This window comes from Cupriavidus necator (assembly GCF_040578825.1).
In the GTDB taxonomy this organism is placed as follows: Bacteria; Pseudomonadota; Gammaproteobacteria; order Burkholderiales; family Burkholderiaceae; genus Cupriavidus; species Cupriavidus necator_E.
Window position 1 is genome coordinate 39,074 of the sequence record NZ_JBEFLI010000009.1, and the last position, 22,391, is coordinate 61,464.

At 67.1% G+C, this 22,391-nt stretch carries 15 protein-coding genes; 7 read left to right on the top strand and 8 right to left on the bottom strand.

Annotated elements, in window-relative coordinates; all coding sequences use genetic code 11:
* Positions 1-6 precede the first annotated feature (6 nt).
* The 5 genes from AB1I47_RS07095 (at position 7) to AB1I47_RS07115 (ending at position 8,032) form a co-directional block, all read left to right on the top strand.
* A complete protein-coding gene (locus AB1I47_RS07095; RefSeq protein ID WP_354683064.1) occupies positions 7-639 on the top strand; it encodes an HAD family hydrolase in 633 nt (210 codons plus the stop codon).
* Positions 640-689: 50 nt separating this feature from the next.
* A complete protein-coding gene (locus AB1I47_RS07100) occupies positions 690-2,003 on the top strand; it encodes an NAD(P)/FAD-dependent oxidoreductase (RefSeq protein WP_354683065.1) in 1,314 nt (437 codons plus the stop codon).
* Positions 2,004-2,172: 169 nt separating this feature from the next.
* Entirely contained in the window at positions 2,173-3,228 is a 1,056-nt protein-coding gene (locus AB1I47_RS07105; protein WP_354683066.1) for an AbrB family transcriptional regulator, read from the top strand.
* Between the two features lie 489 nt (positions 3,229-3,717).
* A complete protein-coding gene (locus AB1I47_RS07110) occupies positions 3,718-4,536 on the top strand; it encodes an alpha/beta fold hydrolase (protein WP_354683067.1) in 819 nt (272 codons plus the stop codon).
* A 67-nt stretch (positions 4,537-4,603) separates the two neighbouring features.
* On the top strand, positions 4,604-8,032 hold the full coding sequence (locus AB1I47_RS07115; protein ID WP_354683068.1) for an adenylate/guanylate cyclase domain-containing protein: 3,429 nt from the start codon (positions 4,604-4,606) through the stop codon (positions 8,030-8,032).
* 203 nt (positions 8,033-8,235) lie between these two features.
* Here AB1I47_RS07115 and AB1I47_RS07120 read toward each other — a convergent pair whose 3' ends face one another.
* From AB1I47_RS07120 to AB1I47_RS07155, 8 genes are all read right to left on the bottom strand, one after another.
* A complete protein-coding gene (locus tag AB1I47_RS07120) occupies positions 8,236-8,619 on the bottom strand; it encodes a response regulator transcription factor (RefSeq protein WP_354683069.1) in 384 nt (127 codons plus the stop codon).
* 226 nt (positions 8,620-8,845) lie between these two features.
* Entirely contained in the window at positions 8,846-9,952 is a 1,107-nt protein-coding gene (locus AB1I47_RS07125; protein WP_354683070.1) for a porin, read from the bottom strand.
* A complete protein-coding gene (locus AB1I47_RS07130) occupies positions 9,939-10,217 on the bottom strand; it encodes a XapX domain-containing protein (RefSeq protein ID WP_354683071.1) in 279 nt (92 codons plus the stop codon). Before AB1I47_RS07130 ends, AB1I47_RS07125 begins: the two co-directional genes overlap by 14 nt.
* Before the next feature lie 28 nt (positions 10,218-10,245).
* Positions 10,246-11,877, bottom strand: a complete 1,632-nt coding sequence (locus AB1I47_RS07135; RefSeq protein WP_354683072.1) for an MFS transporter — start codon at positions 11,875-11,877, stop codon at positions 10,246-10,248.
* Positions 11,878-11,882: 5 nt separating this feature from the next.
* The gene (locus AB1I47_RS07140; RefSeq protein ID WP_354683073.1) at positions 11,883-12,356 is read right to left on the bottom strand and encodes a DoxX family protein; all 474 of its coding nucleotides are present in this window, start codon (positions 12,354-12,356) and stop codon (positions 11,883-11,885) included.
* Between the two features lie 42 nt (positions 12,357-12,398).
* Entirely contained in the window at positions 12,399-14,264 is a 1,866-nt protein-coding gene (locus tag AB1I47_RS07145) for an amidohydrolase (protein WP_354683074.1), read from the bottom strand.
* An 80-nt stretch (positions 14,265-14,344) separates the two neighbouring features.
* Positions 14,345-15,166 (bottom strand): alpha/beta fold hydrolase, encoded by an 822-nt coding sequence (locus tag AB1I47_RS07150; RefSeq protein ID WP_354683075.1) that lies wholly within the window; start codon positions 15,164-15,166, stop codon positions 14,345-14,347.
* Positions 15,167-15,227: 61 nt separating this feature from the next.
* The gene (locus tag AB1I47_RS07155) at positions 15,228-15,914 is read right to left on the bottom strand and encodes a hydrolase (protein ID WP_306851696.1); all 687 of its coding nucleotides are present in this window, start codon (positions 15,912-15,914) and stop codon (positions 15,228-15,230) included.
* A gap of 389 nt (positions 15,915-16,303) precedes the next feature.
* Here AB1I47_RS07155 and AB1I47_RS07160 point away from each other — a divergent pair, with 389 nt between their 5' ends.
* Both AB1I47_RS07160 and AB1I47_RS07165 read left to right on the top strand, forming a co-directional pair.
* On the top strand, positions 16,304-16,963 hold the full coding sequence (locus AB1I47_RS07160; protein WP_354683076.1) for a response regulator transcription factor: 660 nt from the start codon (positions 16,304-16,306) through the stop codon (positions 16,961-16,963).
* A gap of 191 nt (positions 16,964-17,154) precedes the next feature.
* Complete coding sequence (locus AB1I47_RS07165; protein ID WP_354683077.1) at positions 17,155-22,326, top strand: trifunctional serine/threonine-protein kinase/ATP-binding protein/sensor histidine kinase; 5,172 nt, start codon at positions 17,155-17,157, stop codon at positions 22,324-22,326.
* Positions 22,327-22,391: the final 65 nt, after the last annotated feature.

A 22,391-nucleotide genomic window follows, 5' to 3' on the forward strand; every position in this document is an offset into this window, starting at 1 on the left:
CTAAGGATGTCGATCGAAATGCTTGTGCTTGCCGTTGAGGACGTTCTCGTCTCGCACGTAAGAAAGGAGCGCTGCGATACCGTGCGCACTCTGGTGCAGATGTACAGTGCCAACAATCAAACCGGATTCGAGCGTACCCACGAAGATGCTTTCCTTGAGGACTGCAGCACTCGGTCATTGGAGGTGAGTGAGCAGGCAGTGCGCCTGCTGATGCAGGCGCAAACGGACGGCGTTCGCTTGGGATTGGTTTCCCGGATGTCGTCGCGAATGCTCTGCGCTTTGCTGGATCAGGCGGTGGGTCCAGACTGGGTCGACTGGTTCAACATCGTGGCTACCGCGGACGCGCTATCGCCGGGACAGAGCGATGCGGATCTTTTCGATCTGATCCTGCGCACGGCGGACGTCCCCGCTGACCGTGCAATACTCGTCGATGCGTGCCCACGCGCCCTAAGCGTGGCACAGAGGCTAGGCATGGGCACGGTCACGGTGCTGGACAACGGTGCGCTTGGGGCCGATCCCGCAGTCAGCATGGCTTGCGAGACTCGTTCCTTGGCATGGCCCCAGTTCCGGGAACTGGAGGAAGCGCTAACGCAACGTGAAGCCCCCCTGGTGCACGAGCGGCGGGCAACCGTCTGCTGACGGCCACTCAAGAACCGTCCCACATTCGCGATCGATTGCCTGGAGAGACCATGGAGACCATACTGATCATCGGCGGTGGCGCTGCCGGCCTGCAATTGGCAACACGACTCGGGAAACGCCTTGGTCGGCAACGTGCAGCACGTATCGTGCTGGTGGATCGCAGCCCAACCCATCTCTGGAAGCCGCTACTGCACGAGGTTGCGACGGGCAGAATTGAACCGTCGGCGCACCGCATGTCGTTTGCACTGCAGGCCAGGCGCAATACCTTTGAGTTCGTGCAGGCTGAACTGGTTGCTGTCGATCGAGCACGGAAAGCCGTCTGCGTTCGCCGGCCAGGGTGTGCCGTCGGCGAGGAGTGTGCCCGAGACATTCAGACACTCTCCTACGACAAGCTTGTTCTGGCGGTCGGTGGAACGACTCAATTCTTTGGCGTACCGGGTGCGCGTGAGCATGCGCTGACCCTAGATAGCGTCGACAGTGCTGTGCAGGTGCGCTCAGGTGTTCTGGCCGCCCTGCAGCGCAAGACAGCGCTAGCAGAAAGCGCAGCCGATGCTGGCTCACCGCAAGTCAGGGTGGTCATCGTCGGAGCGGGAGCGACGGGCGTGCAACTAGCAGCGCAGATTAGACAGACGTCAGGGGTGCTGAATCAATATGGCGTGCATTGCCTGGATCCTGTGACCGGGGTGGAAATTGTGCTGCTGGAGGCGTCCAGCACCATCCTGCCCGGAATGGACCCGGCGCTGGCGGAGGGAGTCGATCAGAAACTCAGGCAAATGAATATTCAGGTAGCGACCGGGCAACGGGTCACCGCGGTATGTCACGACGGTCTTACGCTCGATGGCAGCCAAACATTGCCGGCCGACGTCGTCGTGTGGGCAGCGGGCGTCGCAGCGCCGCCCCTACTACAACAGCTTTCCCTGGCGCTCAATAAGAAGGGTCAGGTCCGCGTGACCGAAACCCTGCAAAGCGTCGACGACGAATCGATCTATGCGCTCGGCGATTGCGCAAGTTGTCAGTTGCCAGATGCACAGACGGAACTGCCAACGCGGGCGCAAGTGGCCTACCAGCAAGCAGTCTACCTGGCGGAGGCGCTTCGGGCATGTGTAGCGGGAAAGGTGGTAGGCCCATTCAGATATCGGGACTATGGGTCGCTCGTTTCCTTGGCGGACAACGTGGCGCTAGGAGCCTTTGCTGGAACGGGAATTTTCACCCAGTTCCAGTTGGCCGGGCGCATCCCTGCGCTGCTTCACAACGCTGTGTATCAGCGGCATGTGCTTGCCATTCACGGATGGGGCCGCACCATAGCGCTCACAGCGGCTCGTGGTTTGGCCAACTTGGTAGGCGCCGGTAGAAGACTGTACTGAATCTCCGTGTTTGTTGACTGAATGCTAATAGAGAGCAATAGAAAGCGGTCCTTGTGTGCTAATTAGGGCACTAAGCCTTGGCATCGACGAGGGCGATGTGGGAGAGGGGGGCGCCCGCCCTCCTGTTACCGCTGCGACGCGGCCGATGCGGACGAATGGAAAAACGCAGATGGATAAAATTCTCCGCCCAGGATCCACACTCTTGATCGGCAGCGTGGCCGGCGCGACATTTGCTGCAATCCACACACCGGTGCCTTGGCTGATCGGCCCCCTTCTAGCGGTGGCCATCTGCAACATTCTTGGCGCCAATCTGGATATCCCTCATTGGATGCGGTCTACCGGACAATGGCTGCTCGGTATTGCGCTCGGACTGCATTTCGTGCCATCCATGGTCGCGCAGATCTCAGGCTTGTTGCCGTATATGGTGCTTGCGGCCTTCGCCACTATCGGGTTCGGGTTCGCCGGGGGGTGGGCCATGTCGCGGTTCGGCGGCATTGACCGCACCACGGCACATTTCGCCGCAGCTATCGGCGGCGCACCGGAGATGGCTGCTGCGGCCGAGCATGCTGGCGCGAATATCGATCAGGTGGTTTCCGCGCACATGCTGCGGGTGCTCCTGACCGTCACGGTCGTTCCGGCTGCGGTACAGTATGGCGCGCGGCTGACGCCCCATGCACCGACCATCAGTTTGGAAGCTCTCCCTTCGCCGTCGCTGATTGTGCTCGCGCTGACTTCACTCGCAGGAGCCGCTTTGCTCCGGCGCTTTCATTTTCCCAATGCTTATGCGTTAGTGCCCTTGCTGCTGACGTCCATTCTTCTCGGCACAGGGGTAGTTTCGCCGGGTCCTTTACCGCGTTGGATCAGTGTGGGCGCGCAAATCCTGGTTGCCGTATCGCTTGGGATCCGGTTCACACCAGAATCGCTTGTCGCATCCCGTAGGCTCCTGCTTCCCGTCGGGCTCTATAGCTTTGCCAGTATTGCCTATGCCGGAGTAGGGGCTGCAGTGCTTTGGATGATTGCGGGACTTCGGTTTCCGACTGGAGTCCTTAGTCTGGCACCAGGAGGCATGGCAGATATGGGCATTGCAGCGGAAGCACTCGGGTTACTCGTGCCCGCCGTGATTGGCTTCCATGTGGTGCGGGTGATCTTCGTGGTACTGCTTACCGGGCCGCTGTTGATATGGGCACGAGGGCTTCACGGCCGCGGTCTCGCGGACAAAGGGTAGCACCCGCCCGCCGTCGGTGCCGAGGCGCCTTGTTGTCCGACCAATTCCGATAGACATAGCACCTGCATCAGCGCGCGTCGCTCGCTTCGTGCTCGGGCAACGCGAATGCGCTCAGCGTCAACGCGGTTGCCGCGGTGGATAAATTGCAAGCGCCCGCAGGGGATTGAGGGATGGCCGGGGCGCGTTACGAACGCAGGCGTGAGCCTGCGGTGCTGTGCTGAAGATGGGAGTACGCCTCCCGAAGTAGCCTTTCAGGAGCAGGCTTCAAACCGCCCGATGCTGCTGCGTCCAAAAAGCGCGGTGGTGAGCGATCGTGGAAAAGGCATACGGAAGACATCCAGGCTACCCGCCGAGTGCGATCTCTATCGATCCGCATACGCATTGCGCTCATCAACAAGGGCGAGGACCCACCATTAGTCCGGTCGGACCACGCGCGCAGCCGACCTCCATGCGGAAGACGATGCGGGTTTGCCGGCACGGCTGGAGCGCATGGCCGTTCGCCACGACGTGGCGCACCTCGGGCGCACCGTGGTCTGGCGCCGCTTTGGCGAAGGCCCGCCGCTGGTGCTGCTCCATGGCGGCCACGGCAACTGGATGCACTGGGTGCGCAATATCGAGGCGCTGGCCACGCGGCATATGCTGTGGATGGCGGACATGCCGGGCTTCGGCGACTCCGATACGCTTGCCGGCGACGCCCATGCTCCCGACCGGCTCGACCGCCTGGTGCAGGCGCTGATGGCCACGCTCGACCAGCTCATGGGCGAAGACGGCGAGGTCGCGATCGCCGGCTTTTCCTTCGGTGCGCTGGTCGCCGCGCACATCGCGGCGCGCCGGCCGCGGATCACGCGGCTTGCCCTGCTGGGCCCGGCCGGCCATGGCGGCGCACGGCGCCAGGGCCAGCCCATGCAGGACTGGCGCGTCGACGACGAGCACGAAATGCGCCGCAGGCTGCGCCACAACTTGCTGGCGCTGATGCTGCATGACGAGAAACTCGCCGACGGGCTCGCCATGGCTGTCCATGAGCAGGCATGCAAGGCGACCCGTTTCCGCAGCCGCACGCTCTCGCGCCAGGCAAGGCTGGGCAATGTGCTCGCGGCATACCGCGGGCCGACCTTGCTGATGTGGGGCGAGCACGATGTCACCGCGGTGCCGGTCGAGGTGGCGCAACAACTGGCGTGCGGCGCAAGCCACCGCGACTGGTGCGTGATTCCGGCGGCCGGACACTGGGTGCAGTTCGAGCGCTGGCAGGAGGTCAATCCGATGCTGCTGCGCTGGTTCTCTGACGCGGAAGTGACCGTGTCGACATAGCGCGCGCGCACGCTTGCTGGTCGCGGAAATGAGGCGTCTAATTGGCTGAGCGGAAGTCGGAGGCACCATGGCGCGCTGCACAATCTGCGGGTTCGACAATGCCGAAGGCGCCAATTTCTGTGAGCAGTGCGGCACCAGGCTGGCACGCCTGTGCCCGCGCTGCGGCCACGCACTGAATCCATCCGCGCGTTTCTGCAGTGCGTGCGGCGCGGCCGTCGACGAACTGCTGCAGGCCACGGCGACTGCTCCTGTCCAGTACACCCCGCCCCACCTGGCCGAGCGCATCCGTGCCGAGCAGGCCGCGCTGGAGGCGCGCGGCCAGACCAGCGGCGAGCGCAAGACCATCACCGTGCTGTTCGCCGACATGGCGGGCTCGACCGCGCTGGTCCACGACCGCGACCCGGAAGAAGCGTTGCGCCTGATCACCCCCGTCGTCGAACTGATGATGGAGGCCGTGCACTACTACGAAGGCTATGTGGCCAAGTCCCTGGGCGACGGCATCCTGGCGCTGTTCGGCGCGCCGATCGCGCACGAGGACCATCCCCAGCGCGCGCTCTATGCCGCGCTGCGCATGCAGGAGGCGATGCGCCGGCACAGCGACCGCATCCGGCTGCAGCAGGGCATCTCGCTGCAGATCCGCGTGGGCATCCATACCGGCGAGGTGGTGGTGCGCTCGATCCGCAAGGACGACCTGCATACCGACTACGACCCGGTCGGGCACACCATCAACATCGCCTCGCGGATGGAGACGATGGCCGCGCTGTCGTCGATCCTGGTGAGCGACTCCACCTACAAGCTTGCGGAGGGGTATTTCGACTTCAAGGCCCTGGGCGCCGCGCAGGTCAAGGGCGTGCCCAAGCCGCTGGCGATCTACGAGTTGCTTGGCCTGGGCGCGCTGCGCACGCGCCTGCAGGTGGCCGCGCATCGGGGCCTGGCGCGCTTTGTCGGCCGCGAGGCCGAGCTGGCGGCGCTGCACCGCGCGCTGGAGCAAGCCACGGCCGGACACGGGCAGATCGTTGCCGTGGTCGGCGAAGCGGGGGTCGGCAAGTCGCGGCTGTTCCACGAGTTCAAGGCGCGCTCGCAGCGCGGTTGCCTGGTGCTGGAGACCTTCTCGGTGTCGCACGGCAAGGCCTTCGCCTATCTGCCGCTGATCGAGCTGATGCGCAATTACTTCCAGATCACCGCGCAGGACGACGACCGGCGCTGCCGCGAAAAGGTCACGGGCAAGGTGCTGACGCTGGAGCGCAGCCTGGAAGGCCTGCTGCCTTATCTGCTGTTCCTGCTCGGGCTGGCCGAGCCGGGCTCGGCGCTGGCGGACATGGGCGCCAACCAGCGGCGCGAGCGCGCGTTCGCGGCCATCACCCGGCTGCTGGTGCGCGAGAGCCAGAACCAGCCCGTGCAGTTGCTGTTCGAGGACCTGCAGTGGCTGGACAGCGAAACCGAGGCATTCCTCGGCTACATCGTCGAGCGCGCCGCCGATGCGCGCATCCTGTTCCTGGTGAACTACCGCTCGGAGTACCGCACTGACTGGGGCGGCAAGGGCAACTACACCGAATTGCGGCTGGCGCCGCTGGGTCCGGCCGAGGCGCAAGGCTTGCTCAGCGCCTTGCTGGGCGATGACCCGGGACTCGCAGCGCTCAGGCAGCTGATCCTGGACAAGACCGAAGGCAACCCGTTCTTTATCGAGGAGGTCGTCCAGACCCTTGCCGAGGAGAACGTGCTGCTCGGCGAACCCGGCCATCACCGCATCGAACAGACCCCGGCCGCGCTGCATATCCCGACCACGGTACAGGGCGTGCTGGCGGCGCGCATGGACCGGCTGCCGCTCGCCGAGAAAGAACTGCTGCAGACCCTGGCCGTGATCGGCAAGGAGTTCCCGCTGAGCCTGATCCGCAAGGTCACCGGGCTGGAGGAAGACCGGCTGTATGCGCTGCTGGCCGGGCTGCAGGCCGGAGAGTTCATCTACGGACGGCCGGGTTTTCCGGAAGTCGAGTATGCGTTCAGGCATGCGCTGACGCAGGAAGTCGCCGGCAACTCGCTGCTCTCGGAGCAGCGCGGCGCACTGCATGAACGCACGGGCCGGGCGATCGAAGCGCTGTTCCGCCATCAGTTGAAGGACCACTGCAGCGAACTGGCCCACCATTACAGCCTCAGCGGCAATACGCCCAAGGCGGTCGAGTACCTGCTCTGCGCCGGGCGGCAGGCGCTTGAGCGCTCGGCGCATCTCGATGCCATCCGTCACCTGGGCACGGCGCTGGAACTGTCCGATCGCTTGCCGCAGACACAGGAACGCGCCCGCCAGGAAATCGCCTTGCGCGTCGCGCTTGGCCCGGCGTTGATCGCCGCGCGAAGCTTTGCGTCGAAGGATGTGGAGGCCAACTACAAGCGGGCGCTGAGCTTGTGCGAAACGGAATGCGAAACCTCGCAGCTGTTCCAGGTGAAGTTTGGCTTGCGCGCGTTCTATTCGATTCGCGCGCAGCATGGCACGGCGTATGAACTGGGAGAGGCGCTGCTCAGCCTGGCCGAGAACGAACAGGATACGGTGTTGATCGCGCACGCCGAGGTCGCGCTGGGCATCACCTCTTACCTTCTCGGTGAGTTCCGTACCGCCCGGGATCACCTGGAGCGGGGGCTTGCCCACTATCAGCCCGACCAGCAGCACCTGCACGTCGGTCTTTACGGGCAGGACGCCGGCGTCCGTGGCTACAGCTTCCTGGCACAGGTGCTGTGGCATCTGGGATATCCGGACCAGGCCCGCGACCGGGTCCAGCAGGCACTGGTGCTGGCCCGTCAGCTGCCGCACCCGTTCGACCTGGCGCTTGGCCTGACCAACGCCGCCGAAGCGTATCAGTTCTGGCATGAGGTGCAACTGGTGCGGGAATGCGCCGATGCCGCCATTGCGCTGTCGACCGAACAAGGGTTCCCGTTCTGGCTGGCGTGGGCAACTGTCCTGAAAGGCTGGGCGCTGGCGGAGGAGGGGAACGCCGAGGAAGGCATCGCCCGGATACGCGAGGGCGTGGCGGCATACCAGACCCTGGGCGCCGAACTGGCACGACCGCGTTTTCTCGCGCTGCTGGCCACGGCGTATGCGTCCGCGGGACAGGCGCGGGCGGGACTGGAGGTGCTTGACGACGCCCTGGCCGCCGTCACCAACACAGGCGAGCGCTACTATGAAGCGGAGCTGCACCGGCTCAAGGGCGAGCTGCTCCTGCAATGCGCCGATGCCGGGCCGCGCACGCCCTCCGGGCAGGAAGCGGCGCAAGCATGCTTTCAGCAGGCCATCGAGATCGCTCGCCGGCAAGGCGCGAAGTCGCTTGAGCTGCGCGCGGCGTTGAGCCTTGCCAGACTATGGCAGCAACAGGGCCAGACGGAGGCGGCACGGCAGACGCTGATGTGCGTGCATGAGGCCTTCACGGAAGGTTTCGACACAGCCGACTGGCAGCAGGCCAGGGCTTTGCTGGATGCGTTGGGGCAGCAGGCTGGCGGCGCGCCTTGAGCCATGCCTTGAGCCGCCGCCCGCACACCCGTATCGACGCACTCAGACGCCGATTTTCAGGATCGGCTTGCGCGTGACACCGCGCTCGCTGTCCTGTGCCGCCTGGTTGATGGCGTCGAAGGGATAGAACTTGACCAGCTTGTCGAACGGCAAGCGCCTTGCAGCAGTGCGCTGGCTGACAGCGCAGCGAGATGGAAGCCTGTCTACAGTGTCTCGCCGGGCAAGCCCAAGGCCTGCTCGATACACCGGATGATCTCCGTATCCTCGAACGGCTTGCCGATAAAGCACGCCGCGCCCGCCGCTTGCGCGCGCTGCTCATAGCCTTGCTTGTCGAATGCCGTCATGAAGATGACCGGCATCCGCAGGCCGCGCGCGCGCAGCGCATCGCTGAGCGCAAAGCCGTTCATGCCCGGCATCTGCACGTCCGTGATCACGCAGGCAATGCCGTCGATCGACGGCGACGCCAGCAACTCCGGCCCGCCAGCGTAGAGCTCCACTGCCAGATCGAAGGCGCGCAGCAGCCGACCCATGGCGTGCCGCACGGCAGCGTCGTCGTCGACGATGGCAATCACGGGCGTGGCATTCACGCGAATTCCTTGAGTATCAGTGCGCGATGGCAGGGGTCACGCAGGCCCCATTGTTTCGTCAACAGCATACCCGCAGGCGCTGCGGCGCCAAATCATACAGAGGTATCGACCGTCGTCGTGAGGCCAGCGCACCGCGGCGGGCCGTGGGCCAGCGATGCGGATGGCACCGCACGGCGTTCGGGCCGGCGCGGGCAAGACACTAATACCATCGTCGTAGTGCACTGCACTAAAAATTGTGCCGCAGCCCCAGCGCAACGGTCTGCGGATCGGCGCCGGCGCGGATGCCAAGGTCGTTGATGGCGAAGTCGTAGACCGCGTTGCCCGCATTGTCGATGCGGCTGTAGTAGGCATACAGCGCCGTGCGCCGCGACAGCGGATAGTCGTAGCCGACCGTGAACTGCGTGGCGTGGGTCTGCGCGCCGCTGCGGAAGAAGCCGATGGTGTCCGCCGACGATCCGGTGCCGTTGGCGGCGTAGGCCACGCCGATGCGCACGCTGCCGGGCCCGATCTGCTGCACCAGCGAGGCATAGTACGCATTGCGCTGCAGGTCGCCGGTATCGGTGCGGTAGTGCAGGTGTTCGACCACCGCGGCGAGGCGCGTGCCGGCCAGCAGCTGCCACGCCACACCTGCCTTGAGCGCGTCGTCGTTGCGGCCGGCGGCCTGGTAGTGCTGGTGGCGCTCCCAGGCCAGCGTCGCGTTGAGCGGGCCGCGCTCATAGACCGCTGCCACCGAGTACAGCGCCGGATTGCGCGCGACGGTGGTCTTCTCCTCGGGCAGTCCCCAGCCCAGCCACAGGCTGACGCCCGCCCATTGCGGCGAGCGGTATTGCAGGATGTTCTTCTGCCGCCGGTCGAACGAGCTGGTGTTCTCGACATTGTCCGTGCTCGATGCCGAGCCGTTGCCGAGCAGCGCCATATAGCCGGCCGTGGTCGGGTAATACGGGTCGTACCCCATGGTCGCCTCGGTGTAGGGCGTGTGCCAGTGGCCCATGAACAGCAGGCCATGGCTGCCCTGCAGGCCGATGCGCGAATTGCGGCTGGCGATCTGGCCCTGGCCGGAATCGGGCGACAGGGCGCTTTCGATCTGCCACACGGCTTTAAGCGTGCCGCCAAGGTCTTCTTCGCCGCGCAGGCCGAATACCGAGCGGTTGTTGTTCAGGCGCATGACACTGCCGAGGTCCGTGCCATCGGTCGCCGTGCTGGCACGGCTGTATTCGATGGCAGTGTTCAGGCGGCCGTAGACGGTGACGCTGCCGGCTGCCAGCGCCGGCGCGCACAGCGCCGCGCAGCACGTGACCAGCAGCGCGCGGAAGGCCAGGCTAGTGCGCAGCATCGTCTGCGGCAGTCTTGCTGGCGGCGTTCAGCGTGGGGCCGGGCGTACCGGTGATCTTGGGCATGCACTCGGCATGGAACCATGCGGCGGTCACCGGTTCGCCGGCCAGCATGCGCTTGATCGGCGGCACCACCTGTTCGCCGATCAGCATGCCGAGCAGGCCGATCAGCGCCACCACCGGTGGCGCCGGTGAACGGACCTGCATCAGCGCATAGATGATGCCGACGAGGATGCCGGCGGCCAGGGAGACAAGGTAGAGCTTCATGGGATGGATTCCTGATGAGGTTTGCGAATCAGTGCGGAGTCGACGGCGCTGCCGGCAGCCCGACGCCCAGCAGGTGCCGCACGCGCGGCGGCGTCTCCCGGGCATGGAAGCGCGTGATTTCGCGCTGCAGGTCGGCATCGGCGTGCGGCACGCGGCGGTGCTGGCGCAGGTGCTCGGCCCAGGATTCGACCAGGAACCACTCGGTCAGCAGTTCCGGATCGGTGGGGTCTTCCATCACGCCCCAGTTGAAGGCGCCGTCGCGCAGGCGTTCTTCCGATAGCTTGTGCACCGCGCGCAGGAAGGCATCGCGATCCTCCGCACGCACGCAATACTCGATCAGGATCATCACCGGCCCGCGGTCATGCGCAATCTCGCTGGCGCCTTCCGGTTCGGGCCAATGCTGCGCGGGTTGGAGGTCTTCCTCGCCGCGCGGCAGCCGCAGCCGATGCAGCAGCAGCGCCGAGACCAGCAAGCCGCCAGCGGCAACCAGCAGCCCGCCCGACGTGCCCAGCGCCTGCGCGACAAAGCCCCACACCAGGCTGCCCGCCGCCATCGCGCCGTTGAACACCATCTGGTAGACCGCCAGCGCGCGCCCGCGCACCCAGTTGGGCAGGATCGCCTGGGCCACGCCGCCGAGCGTGGTCAGCGCGGTGATCCAGGCCGCGCCAAGGAACAGCAGCAACGGCAGCGCGACCCACACCGGCGGCGCGATGCACAGCACCGCCATCACCACCGCGGTGACGATGGCCGACAGCAGCACCAGCCCGTCGGCATCGAGCCGGCGCTGCAGCCGCGGCATCACCAGCGCGCCGAGGATCGCGCCGAGGCCGACCGCGCCCAGCAGCACGCCATAGAGGCTGGCGCCGCCGTGCAGCAGTTGTTTTGCCACCAGCGGCAACAACGCCCAGATGCTGCTGCCGAAGGCGAAATGCACGGCCGCGCGCGCCAGCACGATATGCAGCTTGCTGTGCGCGCGGGTAAAGCGCAGCCCCGCGCGGAAGGCGCCGAGGAAGTGCTCGCGCAGCGGATCGGCGGGGCGCGCCGGGCGCTTCCACCACAGCAGCGCGGCGATCACGAAGACATAGCTGACCAGGTCCACGCCATACGTAGTGGCCGCGCCGAACGCCGCCAGCAGCAGGCCCCCGGCGGCCGGGCCGATCGCGCGCGCGATGTTCACGCCCAGCGCATTGAGCGCGACGGCGCGCTTGAGCTCCTGCTGCGGCACCAGTTCCGGCACGATCGACTGCCAGGTGGGCCCCATCATCGCCGCGCCGATGCCGCCGAGGAAGGCCATGCCGATCAGGATCTCGATGGTCAGCGCCTGGCGCCAGGCCAGCACCATCAGCGTGCCGCTGACCATGGCCAGCCCCACCTGCACCGCGATCAGGAAGCGCCGGCGGTCGAGGATATCGGACAGCACGCCGGCGGGAATCGCCAGCAGGAACACCGGCAGCGTGGCCGCGGCCTGGATGGTGGCGACCGCAGCGGGGGAGGTGGAAAGATCGGTGGCCAGCCAGGCGCTGGCCACGTCGCGCATAAAGCTGCCGATATTGCCGAGGATGGTCGCGGCCCACAGCACCGCGAAAGTGGCCTGCGCCAGCGGCGCGAAGGTGCCGCCGTTGGCGGGCGCAGGTGCGGGGCGGAGTGCTTGTTCTGCCATGCTGGTCACCGGTCCGTTTGCGTAAGAGGCGTGCCGTATGTGCGTTGTGCACGTTCATGCAGGTCATGCCAGGCCACCAGCAGGAAGCCGCCCACCAGCCCCAGGTGCTCGAAGAAGGCATTGGCCATCATGAACCTGGCGTCGGGCGGCACCTCCCAGAAGCGGTTGGCGACGAACGTCGCGGCCAGCGTGAACGCCGCCAGCGCCAGTGCGCCAAGCCAGCGCCGCCAGCCGAGCAGGATCATGGCGCAGGCGCCCAGCTCCAGCACGATGGTGGCGATCGCCATCGGCACCGCCGGCGACAGGCCGAAGTGCTGCATCTCCGCGATCGCGCCGCGGAAGTCGACCAGCTTGACCAGGCCGCCCTGCAGGTAGGCCGCGCACAGCAGCAGCAGCGCGAGCCAGTGCAGCCAGCGCGGCAACAGGTGTGTGGAAGGGCCGGAGGAAGCCGGCGTCAGCGTGGTAGTCGGTTCAGGCATGGCCGGTCTCCGGATCGGGGGCGTGGGGGCTGAGGTTTGGGATCAGAACGCCCAGCACGAACAGCCGAGCGCGCCCCAGAAGGTGCTTTCGTCCGACGTCGGCACGCTCGAAGTCCAGGCCCTGGCATGCGCGTGGCCATGCACGCCGCAACTGCTGGCGCAGCCGCATGCGGTGTTCATGGCCAGCTTGCGCGCCTGCGGCCGCGGCTGGTAGCCGCCCACATGGCGCACCGGCGACCAGTCCGGCATTGCCGGCGGAATCTGCGGCGACAGCTTGCTGAAGTCGCCGTCGCCATAGACCACCTTGCCGCCGAGGATGGTCAGCACCGAGGCAATGTCCTGGATTTCGTCGCCCGGCACGCTGAAGTAGTCGGCGGACAGCACCGCCAGGTCGGCGAGCTGGCCCACCTTGATCTGGCCCTTCTTGCCCACTTCGGACGAGAACCAGGTATTGGCCTCGGTCCACAGCCGCAGCGCGGTCTCGCGGTCGAGCAGGTTGGCCTGCGGGTACATCGACATGCCGCCCACGGTCTTGCCGGTGGTCAGCCAGTACAGCGACACCCAGGGGTTGTACGAGGCCACGCGCGTGGCATCGGTGCCGGCGCCGACCTTGACGCCCTTTTCCAGCATCTTCTTCACCGGCGGCGTTGCTTCGGCCGCGCGCGCGCCATAGCGCTCGACGAAATACTCGCCCTGGTACGCCATGCGGTGCTGCACGGCGATACCGCCGCCGAGCGCGGCGATGCGGTCGATATTGCGGTCGGAGATGGTCTCGGCGTGATCGAAGAACCAGTTCAGGCCATCGAACGGAACATCCTTGGCGACCTTCTCGTAGACGTCGAGCGCGCGCGTGATGGTCTGGTCATAGGTGGCATGCAAGCGCCACGGCCAGCGCTTTTCTGCCAGCAGGCGGATCACCGGCTCCAGGTCGGCTTCCATCGACGGCGCCATGTCGGGGCGCTCGACGCGGAAGTCCTCGAAGTCCGCCGCGGTGTAGACCAGCATCTCGCCGGCGCCGTTGTGGCGGTACAGGTCGTCGCCCTGGCCGGGCTTGACCTTCGACGTCCAAGTCTTGAAGTCGCTGAGCTCTTCCTTGGGCTTCTGCGTAAAGAGGTTGTAGGCGAGCCGCACCGTAAGCTGCCCTTCCTTGTGCAGCTCCTCGATGATGCTGTAGTCCTCGGGGTAGTTCTGGTAGCCGCCGCCCGCATCGATCACGCCGGTGACGCCGAGCCGGTTCACCTCGCGCATGAAATGGCGCGTCGAGTTCTTCTGGTACTCCGGCGGCAGCTTCGGGCCCTTGGCCAGCGTCGCGTAAAGGATGGTGGCGTTGGGTTTGGCCAGCAGCAGGCCGGTGGGGTTGCCGCGCGCATCGCGCAGGATCTCGCCGCCCGGCGGGTTCGGTGTGTCCTTGGTGTAGCCCACGGCGCGCAGCGCGGCGCCGTTGAGGATCGCGCGGTCGTACAGGTGCAGGATAAACACCGGCGTATCGGGCGCCACGGCGTTCAGTTCCTCGACGGTGGGCAGGCGCTTCTCGGCGAACTGGTGCTCGGTGAAGCCGCCCACCACGCGCACCCACTGCGGCGCGGGCGTGCGGGCGACCTGGTCCCTGAGCATGCGCATGGCGTCGGCCAGCGAGCGTACGCCGTCCCAGCGCAGCTCCATGTTGTAGTTCAGGCCGCCGCGGATGATATGCATATGGCTGTCGATCAGCCCGGGAATGGCCCGCCGGCCATTCAGGTCGATGACCTTCGTCTGCGCCCCGGCCAGCTTCATGATGTCCTGGCGCGTACCGACGCCGACAAAGCGTCCGTCGCGCACGGCAACGGCATCCGCCTGCGGGTTGGACTTGTCGAGCGTGGCGAACTTGCCGTTGACGAGGATGAGGTCGGGTGGGGTGCCTGGTGACATGGCGAAGATCTCCGAGGATGCGGCCGCGCCGATCGCGGCAGCGGAGGCAATGAATTGCCGGCGGGTAACTGACATAAGGCTTATGCGTTCAGGAAGGCCAGCAGGTCGGCGTTGACCTGGTCGGCGTTGATCACGCACATGCCGTGCGAAGCGCCCGGGTAGACCTTCAGGGTGGCGTCTTTCACGATGTCGGCCGACAGGCGCGCCGAGTTGTCGATCGGCACGATCTGGTCGTCGTCGCCATGCAGGATCAGCGTGGGCACGTCGATCTTCTTCAGGTCCTCGGTGTAGTCCACCTCCGAGAACTCCCTGATGCAGGCGTACTGGCCCACGATGCCGCCGGCCATGCCCTGCGCCCAGAACGCATCGATGGTGCCCTGCGAGGCCTTGGCGCCGTCACGGTTAAAGCCGAAGAACGGCACCGCCAGGTCCTTGTAGAACTGCGAGCGGTTGTCGGCGACGCCCTTGCGGATGCCATCGAACACCTCCATCGGCAGGCCGTTGGGGTAGGCCGTGGTCTTCAGCATCACCGGCGGCACCGCGCCGATCAGCACTGCCTTGGCCACGCGCTTGGTGCCATGGCGGCCGATGTAGTGCGCCACTTCGCCGCCGCCGGTGGAATGGCCCACCAGCGTCGCGCCCTGCAGGTCCAGCGCGTCCAGCAGCGCCGCCAGGTCATCGGCATAGGTATCCATGTCGTTGCCCTGCGCGGGCTGGTCCGAGCGGCCATGGCCGCGGCGGTCATGGGCGATCACGCGAAAGCCCTGCTGCACCAGGAACAGCATCTGCGCATCCCAGGCGTCGGCGTTCAGCGGCCAGCCGTGCGAGAACACGACCGGGCGGCCCGAGCCCCAGTCCTTGTAGAAGATCCGGGTACCGTCTTTGGTAGTAATGAAGTTCATGGATGGCCTTATCGATGGAGGAAGGACGAGCAAAGGACGATCGATCCCGTCGGACGCGGGCTCAGCGGGCCGGCACCGGCGCGATCGACTCGTGCGGCGTGGCCGTGCGCTGCGGGGCCTTGTGGACCATGGTGTAGGCGTAGTCGACACCCATGCCGTAGGCGCCGGAATGCTCCTTGACCAGCTTCATCACGGCGTCATAGGTGTCGCGGTGGGCCCAGTCGCGCTGCCACTCCAGCAGCACCTGCTGCCAGGTGACCGGCACGGCGCCGGCCTGCACCATGCGCTGCATGGCGTAGTCGTGCGCTTCCTTGCTGGTGCCGCCCGAAGCATCGGCCACCATGTAGATCTCGTAGTTGCCTTCGAGCATCGCGCACAGCGCGAAGGTGGTGTTGCAGACCTCGGTCCACAGGCCGGCGACGATCACCTTGTTGCGGCCGTTGGCCTTGAGCGCGTCGCGTACCTTCTGGTCGTCCCACGAGTTCATCGAGGTGCGCTCCAACGTCTTGTGGTCCGGAAACACGTCGAGCAGTTCCGGGTAGGTGAAGCCCGAGAACGACTCGCTCTCGACGGTGGTGATCGTCGTCGGGATATTGAAGATCTTGGCCGCCTTGGCCAGGCCGACCACGTTGTTCTTCATGGCCTGCCGGTCCATCGACTGCACGCCGAAGGCCATCTGCGGCTGGTGGTCGATGATGATCAGCTGGCTGTTCTGCGGGGTGAGGACTTCGAGCTTCGGGTTGGACATGATGTCGTTCCTTGGGGACTGGGTTGAGCCCGGGCGCAGCCACTTGCCTGAGCGCAAGGCCGCGACGCGGAAGGGGGCGGAAAAGGGCGGCGGGGTCACGGGACCGCGGCGCTGCCGAATGGAAGACTAGTTGGTGTGGGCGCCCACGCAAATCGTATGTTCGTATTACCCGTCGAACCCGGCGGTGTCCGGGCATGGTGCGGCGTGCGCGCCGCTGGTGCGGTGATGCCACACGTGGCGGCGGCACGCCATCGCGGCGCGCGACGGCGACTAACACGATGGTATGAGTGCCCGGTGCGTCACTGCCGTGATCCAATCCCGGTCCTTGCGGTGACCTGTCTGCTGGTTATAATCCGCTTCACCCTTCCGAGCGCACTGGAGATCTGACCGTGACATCACCAAGCCTGGAGCCAGCCGACGCCAGTGCGAGCGATGACGCGATGGTGCTGGTGGTCGACGACGATGCCGCGCTGCGCCGTGCGCTGGGCAACCTGTTCCGCTCAGTCGGCCTGAATGTGGCGTTGTTCGCCTCGGCCGCCGAGCTGCTGGCCACACCCTTTCCCACTACGCCATGCTGCCTGCTGCTCGATGTCAGGCTGCGCGGCCCGAGCGGACTCGACCTGCAGTCGCGCCTCGGCCAGATGGGTATCCACATCCCCATCATCTTCATGACCGGCTACGGCGATATCGCCATGACGGTCGCGGCAATGAAGGCCGGCGCCGAAGACTTCATGCCCAAGCCGTTCCGCGACCAGGACCTGCTCGATGCGGTGGCCGCGGCGCTGGAGAAAGACCGGCTGCGCCGCGAGGGGCTGCGCCAGGTCGAAGCGTTGCGCGCCTGCTACCAGTCGCTGACGCCGCGCGAAGGCGAAGTCATGGGCCTGGCGGTGGCGGGCCTGCTGAACAAGCAGATTGCCGCCGAGATCGGCATCAGCGAGGTGACGGTGAAGATCCACCGCGGCCAGGCCATGCGCAAGATGAAGGCGCGCACCTTTGCGGAGCTGGTGCTGATGGCGCAGCAGCTCGGCATCTGCAAGGTCGGCGGCTGAGTACGCCCGGCGTGCGTCGCTGTCGCCTCCAGCCGACATCATGAACGGATAGGGGGGCCACAGGCGCGGAGCCATTGCCGGCCATTGCCCCATCTGGCAGTTAGAATGGTGCGGCATGGCGATGCGGGTTTCAGTAAGTCTGGTATGGAATCTGCGTAGCTGGCGCCGAGCCTCCGACCATTCTTGCTCCCATGACGCCTGCCATCCATCCGCAGCAAAGCACCGCGCCGGCCTTTGACAACGCCTGGCTGACGCGGGCCGCGCAGAGCGTGCTCCACATATCGGATGGCATCAGCTATCTGGAGCTGTCCGACCCCGACACCCGGCTCCGCTGCTTCGCCAGGAGCGCGCCGCTGGCAGACAGCGGGCCACTGCAGGATGAAGCCCGGCTGGCCGGGCGCCTGCAGGCGGACTGGGCCGCGGTGCCGGTGGCCACGCTGCGCACCGCGGACCGCATGGTGGTGGTATATGGCGGCGCGCCCGCTTCGACGCTCGCCGCGAATCTGGGCGAAGCCCCCGTCCCCGTCGCTCGCTTCCTGGAACTTGCCATCGGCAGCGCCCGTGCGCTGGCGGGCGCGCATGCGCACGGCCTGCTGCATGGCGATATCCGGCCGCACAACCTGCTGGCCGACGACAGCGCCGCTGTGCGCCTGACGGGCTTCGACCATGCCACCGCGCTGGACGCCATGCCGCCCGTCGTGCCGCGCCCCGGCCCGGCCTCACGGCCATACCAGTCGCCCGAAGTCGCCCGCGCCGACCAGGCGCGCACCAGCGCCCGCTCGGACCTGTATTCGCTCGGCGTCACCTTCTACCAGATGCTGACCGGCACGCTGCCGTTCAGCGCCGACTCGGCCGCGGCCTGGCAGCATGCCCATCTCGCCATCGAACCGGTGCCGCCGCAGGCGCGGGCACCAGGCATTGCGCCGCTGCTGGGGGCGATCGTGCTCAAGCTGATGGCCAAGGATCCCGCCGACCGCTATGCCGGCGCCGTGTCGCTGCTGGCCGACCTGCTGCGCTGCCAGGCTGACTGGCGCGAACGCGGCGAGATCGCGCCGTTCGTGCTCGACGCCGCCGGCGCGACCTCGACGCTGAACGTGTCCGGCGAGCTCTTTGGCCGCGCGCGCGAAACCGCGCAGCTCGCCGATGGGCTGGCGCGTGTGCGCCACAGCGGCCAGTCCGAGCTGGTGCTGATCGCCGGTGCCGCCGGCACCGGCAAGTCCGCGCTGGCGGCCTGGCTGTCGTGCCAGGCGGGACAGCAGGGCATGCGCTTTGCCAGCGGCAAGAGCGACCAGTTGCAACTCGATATTCCGTATGCGCCGGTCGCGCAGATGATCCGCGCACTGACGCTGCCGCTGCTTGGCGAGCCGGAAGCCGCGCTGGCGCCGGTGCGCGAGCGCTGGCTAGGCGCGCTGGCGGGTCAGGGCCGGGCCATTGCCGTGCTGGTGCCCGAGGCCGGGCATGTGCTGGGACGCACCGCGCCGCTGGCGGACGTGCCGGCCCAGCAGGCGCAGGCGCGCGCGCAGAAGGCCATCCTCGCCACGTTCGCCGCCTTTGCCGACAAGCGCGCGCCGCTGGTGCTGTTCTTCGATGACCTGCAGTGGGCCGATGCGTCGACCATTGCGCTGCTCGAGGCCTTCACCACGCAACGCCCGGGCAACCTGCTGCTGATCGCCGCCTATCGCGACCACGGCAACGATGTGGAGCAGCGCTTCTCCTGGCTGCTGCATGCCAGCCGCTCCGACGCGCTGCCGGTCACGCGCATCGCCGTGCGGCCCCTGGCCGTGCCGGACCTGACCGAACTGGTGGCGGCTGCCCTCAACGAGCCGGCGCCGCGCGTGGAGACGCTGGCGCGCCTGGTGCATGCCAAGACCGGCGGCAATCCCTTCTTCTCGTACCAGCTATTGCGCGCGCTGGTCGACGACGGCGTGCTGGCCTACCGCGACGACAGCGCCGGCTGGGACTGGGAAGAGGCCGACGCCGCGCAGCATCGCTACACCGACAGCGTGACCGACCTGATGACCCGGCGCTTCGCCAGGCTGCCGGAAGAGGGAACGGCGCTGCTGCAGCACCTGGCGTGCGTGGGCATACGCTGCGAGCAAAGCCTGCTGGCGTGCGTGGCGCAGCTCAGTCTGCCGCAGCTCAGCGAGCGGCTGCGCCCGTTTGTCGCTGCCGGCCTGCTGATAGGTACGGAGGACGGCTACGCCTTCCAGCATGACCGCGTGCTGGAAGCCGCATACGCCATGATCGATCCGCGCGAGCGCCCGGCCGCGCATGCGCGCATCGCGGAGATCATGATCGAGCACTGGCAAGGCGACCTGGCCGTGCATGCCTTCGAGATCGGCAACCAGATCGAGCGCGCCGGCGGCCATCCGTTGTCGGAGCAGCAGCGCGTGGCGTTCGTGCAGGTGCTGCTGGTCGCCGGCAGGCGCGCCAGGCGCAGCGCGGCGATGGCGCAGGCGACGCGCTACACCGACGCGGCGTTCGCGCTGATGCAGCCGTCGTGGTGGTCGACGCACCGCGCGCTCGCCTACGCCGCCAGCGTGCTGCACTGCGAATGCCTGCTGGCGCAGGCGCAGCTGGAACCCGCCTCGCATGAAATCGATGCGCTGCTCGCGCGCGACCTGCCGCCCGCGGACAAGGCTGCCGTGCATCGGCTGAAGGCCAGCCTGCAGACCGTGCGTTCCGACTACGAGGGCGCGATCAACGCCGCGCTGTCGGGGCTGGCGCTGCTCGATATCCACCTGGAGCGCGGCCCCACGCCGGCGCGCATGCGCGAGGCCTATGACGCGGTCAGGACGGCGCTGGGCGGGCGCGCGATCGACAGCCTGGGGATGTTGCCGGCCACCGACGACAGCCGCATCCAGACCGTGATGGGCCTGCTGTCGACGCTGATCTCGTCGCTGTTCGTGCGCGACGGCATCAGCTTCCTGCATGTGGCCAAGATGGTGGAGCTGACGCTGGAGCATGGCGCCACCGCGGAGTCGCCCTACGGACTGTCCTGGTTCGGCGTGTTTATCGCCAGCCTGTATGGGGAATACGAGGACGGCCTTGCCTACGGGCTGGCGGCAATGGACCTGGCCGATCGCCATGGCTACGAGGCGGAGCGCATCGCCACGCTGGTGGCCGTCGACCAGGTCAGCGCCTGGACCCGGCCACTGTCCTACGCGCTGGCGCATGCGCAGCGCGCGGTCCTGCTGGGCCGTGCCTCGGGCGATATCGGCATGGCCTGCTATGCCTGCAACCATATCGCCTCCGACCTGCTCGCCATGGGCGAGCACCTGCGGCTGGTGGAGGAAGAGATCGGCCGCGGGCTGGCGCTGACCCGGCTGGTCCAGTACCGGGATATCGAGCTGATCCTGTATTCGCAGCAGCATTTCCTGCACCGGCTGCGCATCGGCGACGAAGCGCCGCCACAGGGCGAGGCCATCCACCAGATGAGCGCGGCGCAGCGGCTGGCGCGCGCCAACTCGCTGCCGACCAAGTTCTGGATCTGGCTCTACGACGGCATGGCGGCGGTGTTCCGGCAGGAATGGGACCACGCGGTGCGCAGCCTGCGCGAGGCCGAGGCGCTGATCTGGTCGGCGCCGGCCCATATCAACGTGGCGGATTGCCGGCTGTATCTCGCCATTGCACTGGCGCACGCGGACGCCGCGGCTTCGGATAGCGACAGCGTCATGGCCGACGTGACCGCGCATCGCGATTGCTTTGCGCGCTGGGCGGCGCTGAACCCGCTGACCTTCCAGGGCAAGCTGTCGCTGATCGATGCGGAGCTGGCCCGCTTGCGCGGCGATCCGATCCAGGCGCTGGCCTGCTATGAGCAGTCGGCCGGCGCCGCCGCCGCGGCCGGATTCGTTCATGAGCAGGCGCTCGCGCACGAACTGGCTGGCATGCTGTGCGAAGCGCGCGGCCTGCCGACCGCGGCCGCACAGCACTGGCGCCTGGCCCATGCCGGCTACCGCCGCTGGGGTGCGGACCACAAGGCGATGCTGCTGAGCGCACGCCATCCGCAGCTCGACGTGGCGGGGCATGACGACGGCAGCGCCGGCGGCGCCGACAGCCAGCGTACCGCGGCCCGCTGGGAACTGGGCATGAAGGCGGCCCGGGCGATGTCCAGCGAGATCGTGATGGACCGCCTGATCGAAACGCTGATGACCCATGTGGTGCTCCACGCCGGCGCCCAGTACGGACTGCTGCTGCTGATGCGCGGCGAGCAGCCCATGATCGAAGCCTCGGGACGCGTGGTCGATGGCCATGTGGCGGTGACGCTCGGCACCGCGGCGCCGACCGAGCAGGCCCTGCCGCTGGCGGTGCTCAACAGCGTGCTGCGCACCCGGCAGACGCTGGCGCTGGACGACGCCATGGTCGACGCGCCGTCGATCCGCACCAAGGGCGCTATCCCCGGCGGCTTGCGCTCGGTGCTGTGCCTGCCGCTGCTGCGCGGCGGCAGCCTGATCGGCGTGTTCTACCTGGAGAACAGCCTGGCCCCCGGCGTCTTCGATGCCAACCGGATCGCCGAACTCGAGGTGCTGGCGCCGCAGGTGGCGATCTCGCTCGAGACCGCACGCCTGTACGAGCAACTGATCGACGAGAACAACCGCCGCGTCGCGGCCGAAATGAGCCTGCGTACCGCGCGCTCGGAACTGGCCCGCACCTCGCACCTGACCGTGATGGGCAGCCTGGCCGCATCGATCGCCCACGAAGTGAACCAGCCGCTGACCGCCATCGTGGCCACCGTCGACGCCAGCCTGCGCTGGCTGAACCGGCCCAGGCCGGAGATCGCCGAGGCGCTCGACGGCTTTAGCCACATCAGGCAGAACGCGCTGCGCGCCGCCGACATCATCCGCGCGCTGCGCGCCCTGGCCAAGCAGGCGCCGGCGGTGCTGGCACCGCTGAACCCAGACGATGTCCTGCGCGAGGTGCTGGACATGGTGCGCATGGAAATCGACGAGCACGATGTCAAGGTCGTCGCGCGCCTGGCGGCGGGGTCCGCCGTGGTGGAAGCCGATCGCGTCCAGCTCCAGCAGGTGGTGCTGAACCTGATCACCAACGCGCTCGATGCCATGGCGCAGACGCCGGCCGCGCAGCGCGAGCTGATCGTGACCTCATACCGCGAACAGGACACCGTCGTCGTCAGCGTGCAGGACCATGGCACCGGCATTCCCGACGACGTGCTGGGCCAGGTGTTCGAGCCGTTCTTCACCACCAGGGAAGACGGCATGGGCATGGGCCTCGCCATCTGCCGCTCCATCATCGAGGCGCATGGCGGCACGCTGGCGGTCCGCAACCGGCGCAGCGGCGGCAGCGAGTTCATGTTCCGGCTGCCGGTGTGCGACACGTTGCCGACGCTCGCGGTGGGGCCATAGGGCGGGTGGCCCGAAGCTGCGCATGTGCATAGGCGGGAAGCCCGCATATCGGCATGCGCAAACGT

What these genes read in the sequence shown, in the direction of transcription:
- AB1I47_RS07145 (WP_354683074.1), bottom strand. Translation starts at nt 14,264, where the DNA reads ATGTCACCAGGCACCCCACCCGACCTCATCCTCGTCAACGGCAAGTTC.
- AB1I47_RS07095 (WP_354683064.1), top strand. Translation starts at nt 7, where the DNA reads ATGTCGATCGAAATGCTTGTGCTTGCCGTTGAGGACGTTCTCGTCTCG.
- AB1I47_RS07125 (WP_354683070.1), bottom strand. Translation starts at nt 9,952, where the DNA reads ATGCTGCGCACTAGCCTGGCCTTCCGCGCGCTGCTGGTCACGTGCTGC.
- AB1I47_RS07150 (WP_354683075.1), bottom strand. Translation starts at nt 15,166, where the DNA reads ATGAACTTCATTACTACCAAAGACGGTACCCGGATCTTCTACAAGGAC.
- AB1I47_RS07130 (WP_354683071.1), bottom strand. Translation starts at nt 10,217, where the DNA reads ATGAAGCTCTACCTTGTCTCCCTGGCCGCCGGCATCCTCGTCGGCATC.
- AB1I47_RS07140 (WP_354683073.1), bottom strand. Translation starts at nt 12,356, where the DNA reads ATGCCTGAACCGACTACCACGCTGACGCCGGCTTCCTCCGGCCCTTCC.
- AB1I47_RS07105 (WP_354683066.1), top strand. Translation starts at nt 2,173, where the DNA reads ATGGATAAAATTCTCCGCCCAGGATCCACACTCTTGATCGGCAGCGTG.
- AB1I47_RS07110 (WP_354683067.1), top strand. Translation starts at nt 3,718, where the DNA reads ATGGCCGTTCGCCACGACGTGGCGCACCTCGGGCGCACCGTGGTCTGG.
- AB1I47_RS07165 (WP_354683077.1), top strand. Translation starts at nt 17,155, where the DNA reads ATGACGCCTGCCATCCATCCGCAGCAAAGCACCGCGCCGGCCTTTGAC.
- AB1I47_RS07135 (WP_354683072.1), bottom strand. Translation starts at nt 11,877, where the DNA reads ATGGCAGAACAAGCACTCCGCCCCGCACCTGCGCCCGCCAACGGCGGC.
- AB1I47_RS07115 (WP_354683068.1), top strand. Translation starts at nt 4,604, where the DNA reads ATGGCGCGCTGCACAATCTGCGGGTTCGACAATGCCGAAGGCGCCAAT.
- AB1I47_RS07100 (WP_354683065.1), top strand. Translation starts at nt 690, where the DNA reads ATGGAGACCATACTGATCATCGGCGGTGGCGCTGCCGGCCTGCAATTG.
- AB1I47_RS07155 (WP_306851696.1), bottom strand. Translation starts at nt 15,914, where the DNA reads ATGTCCAACCCGAAGCTCGAAGTCCTCACCCCGCAGAACAGCCAGCTG.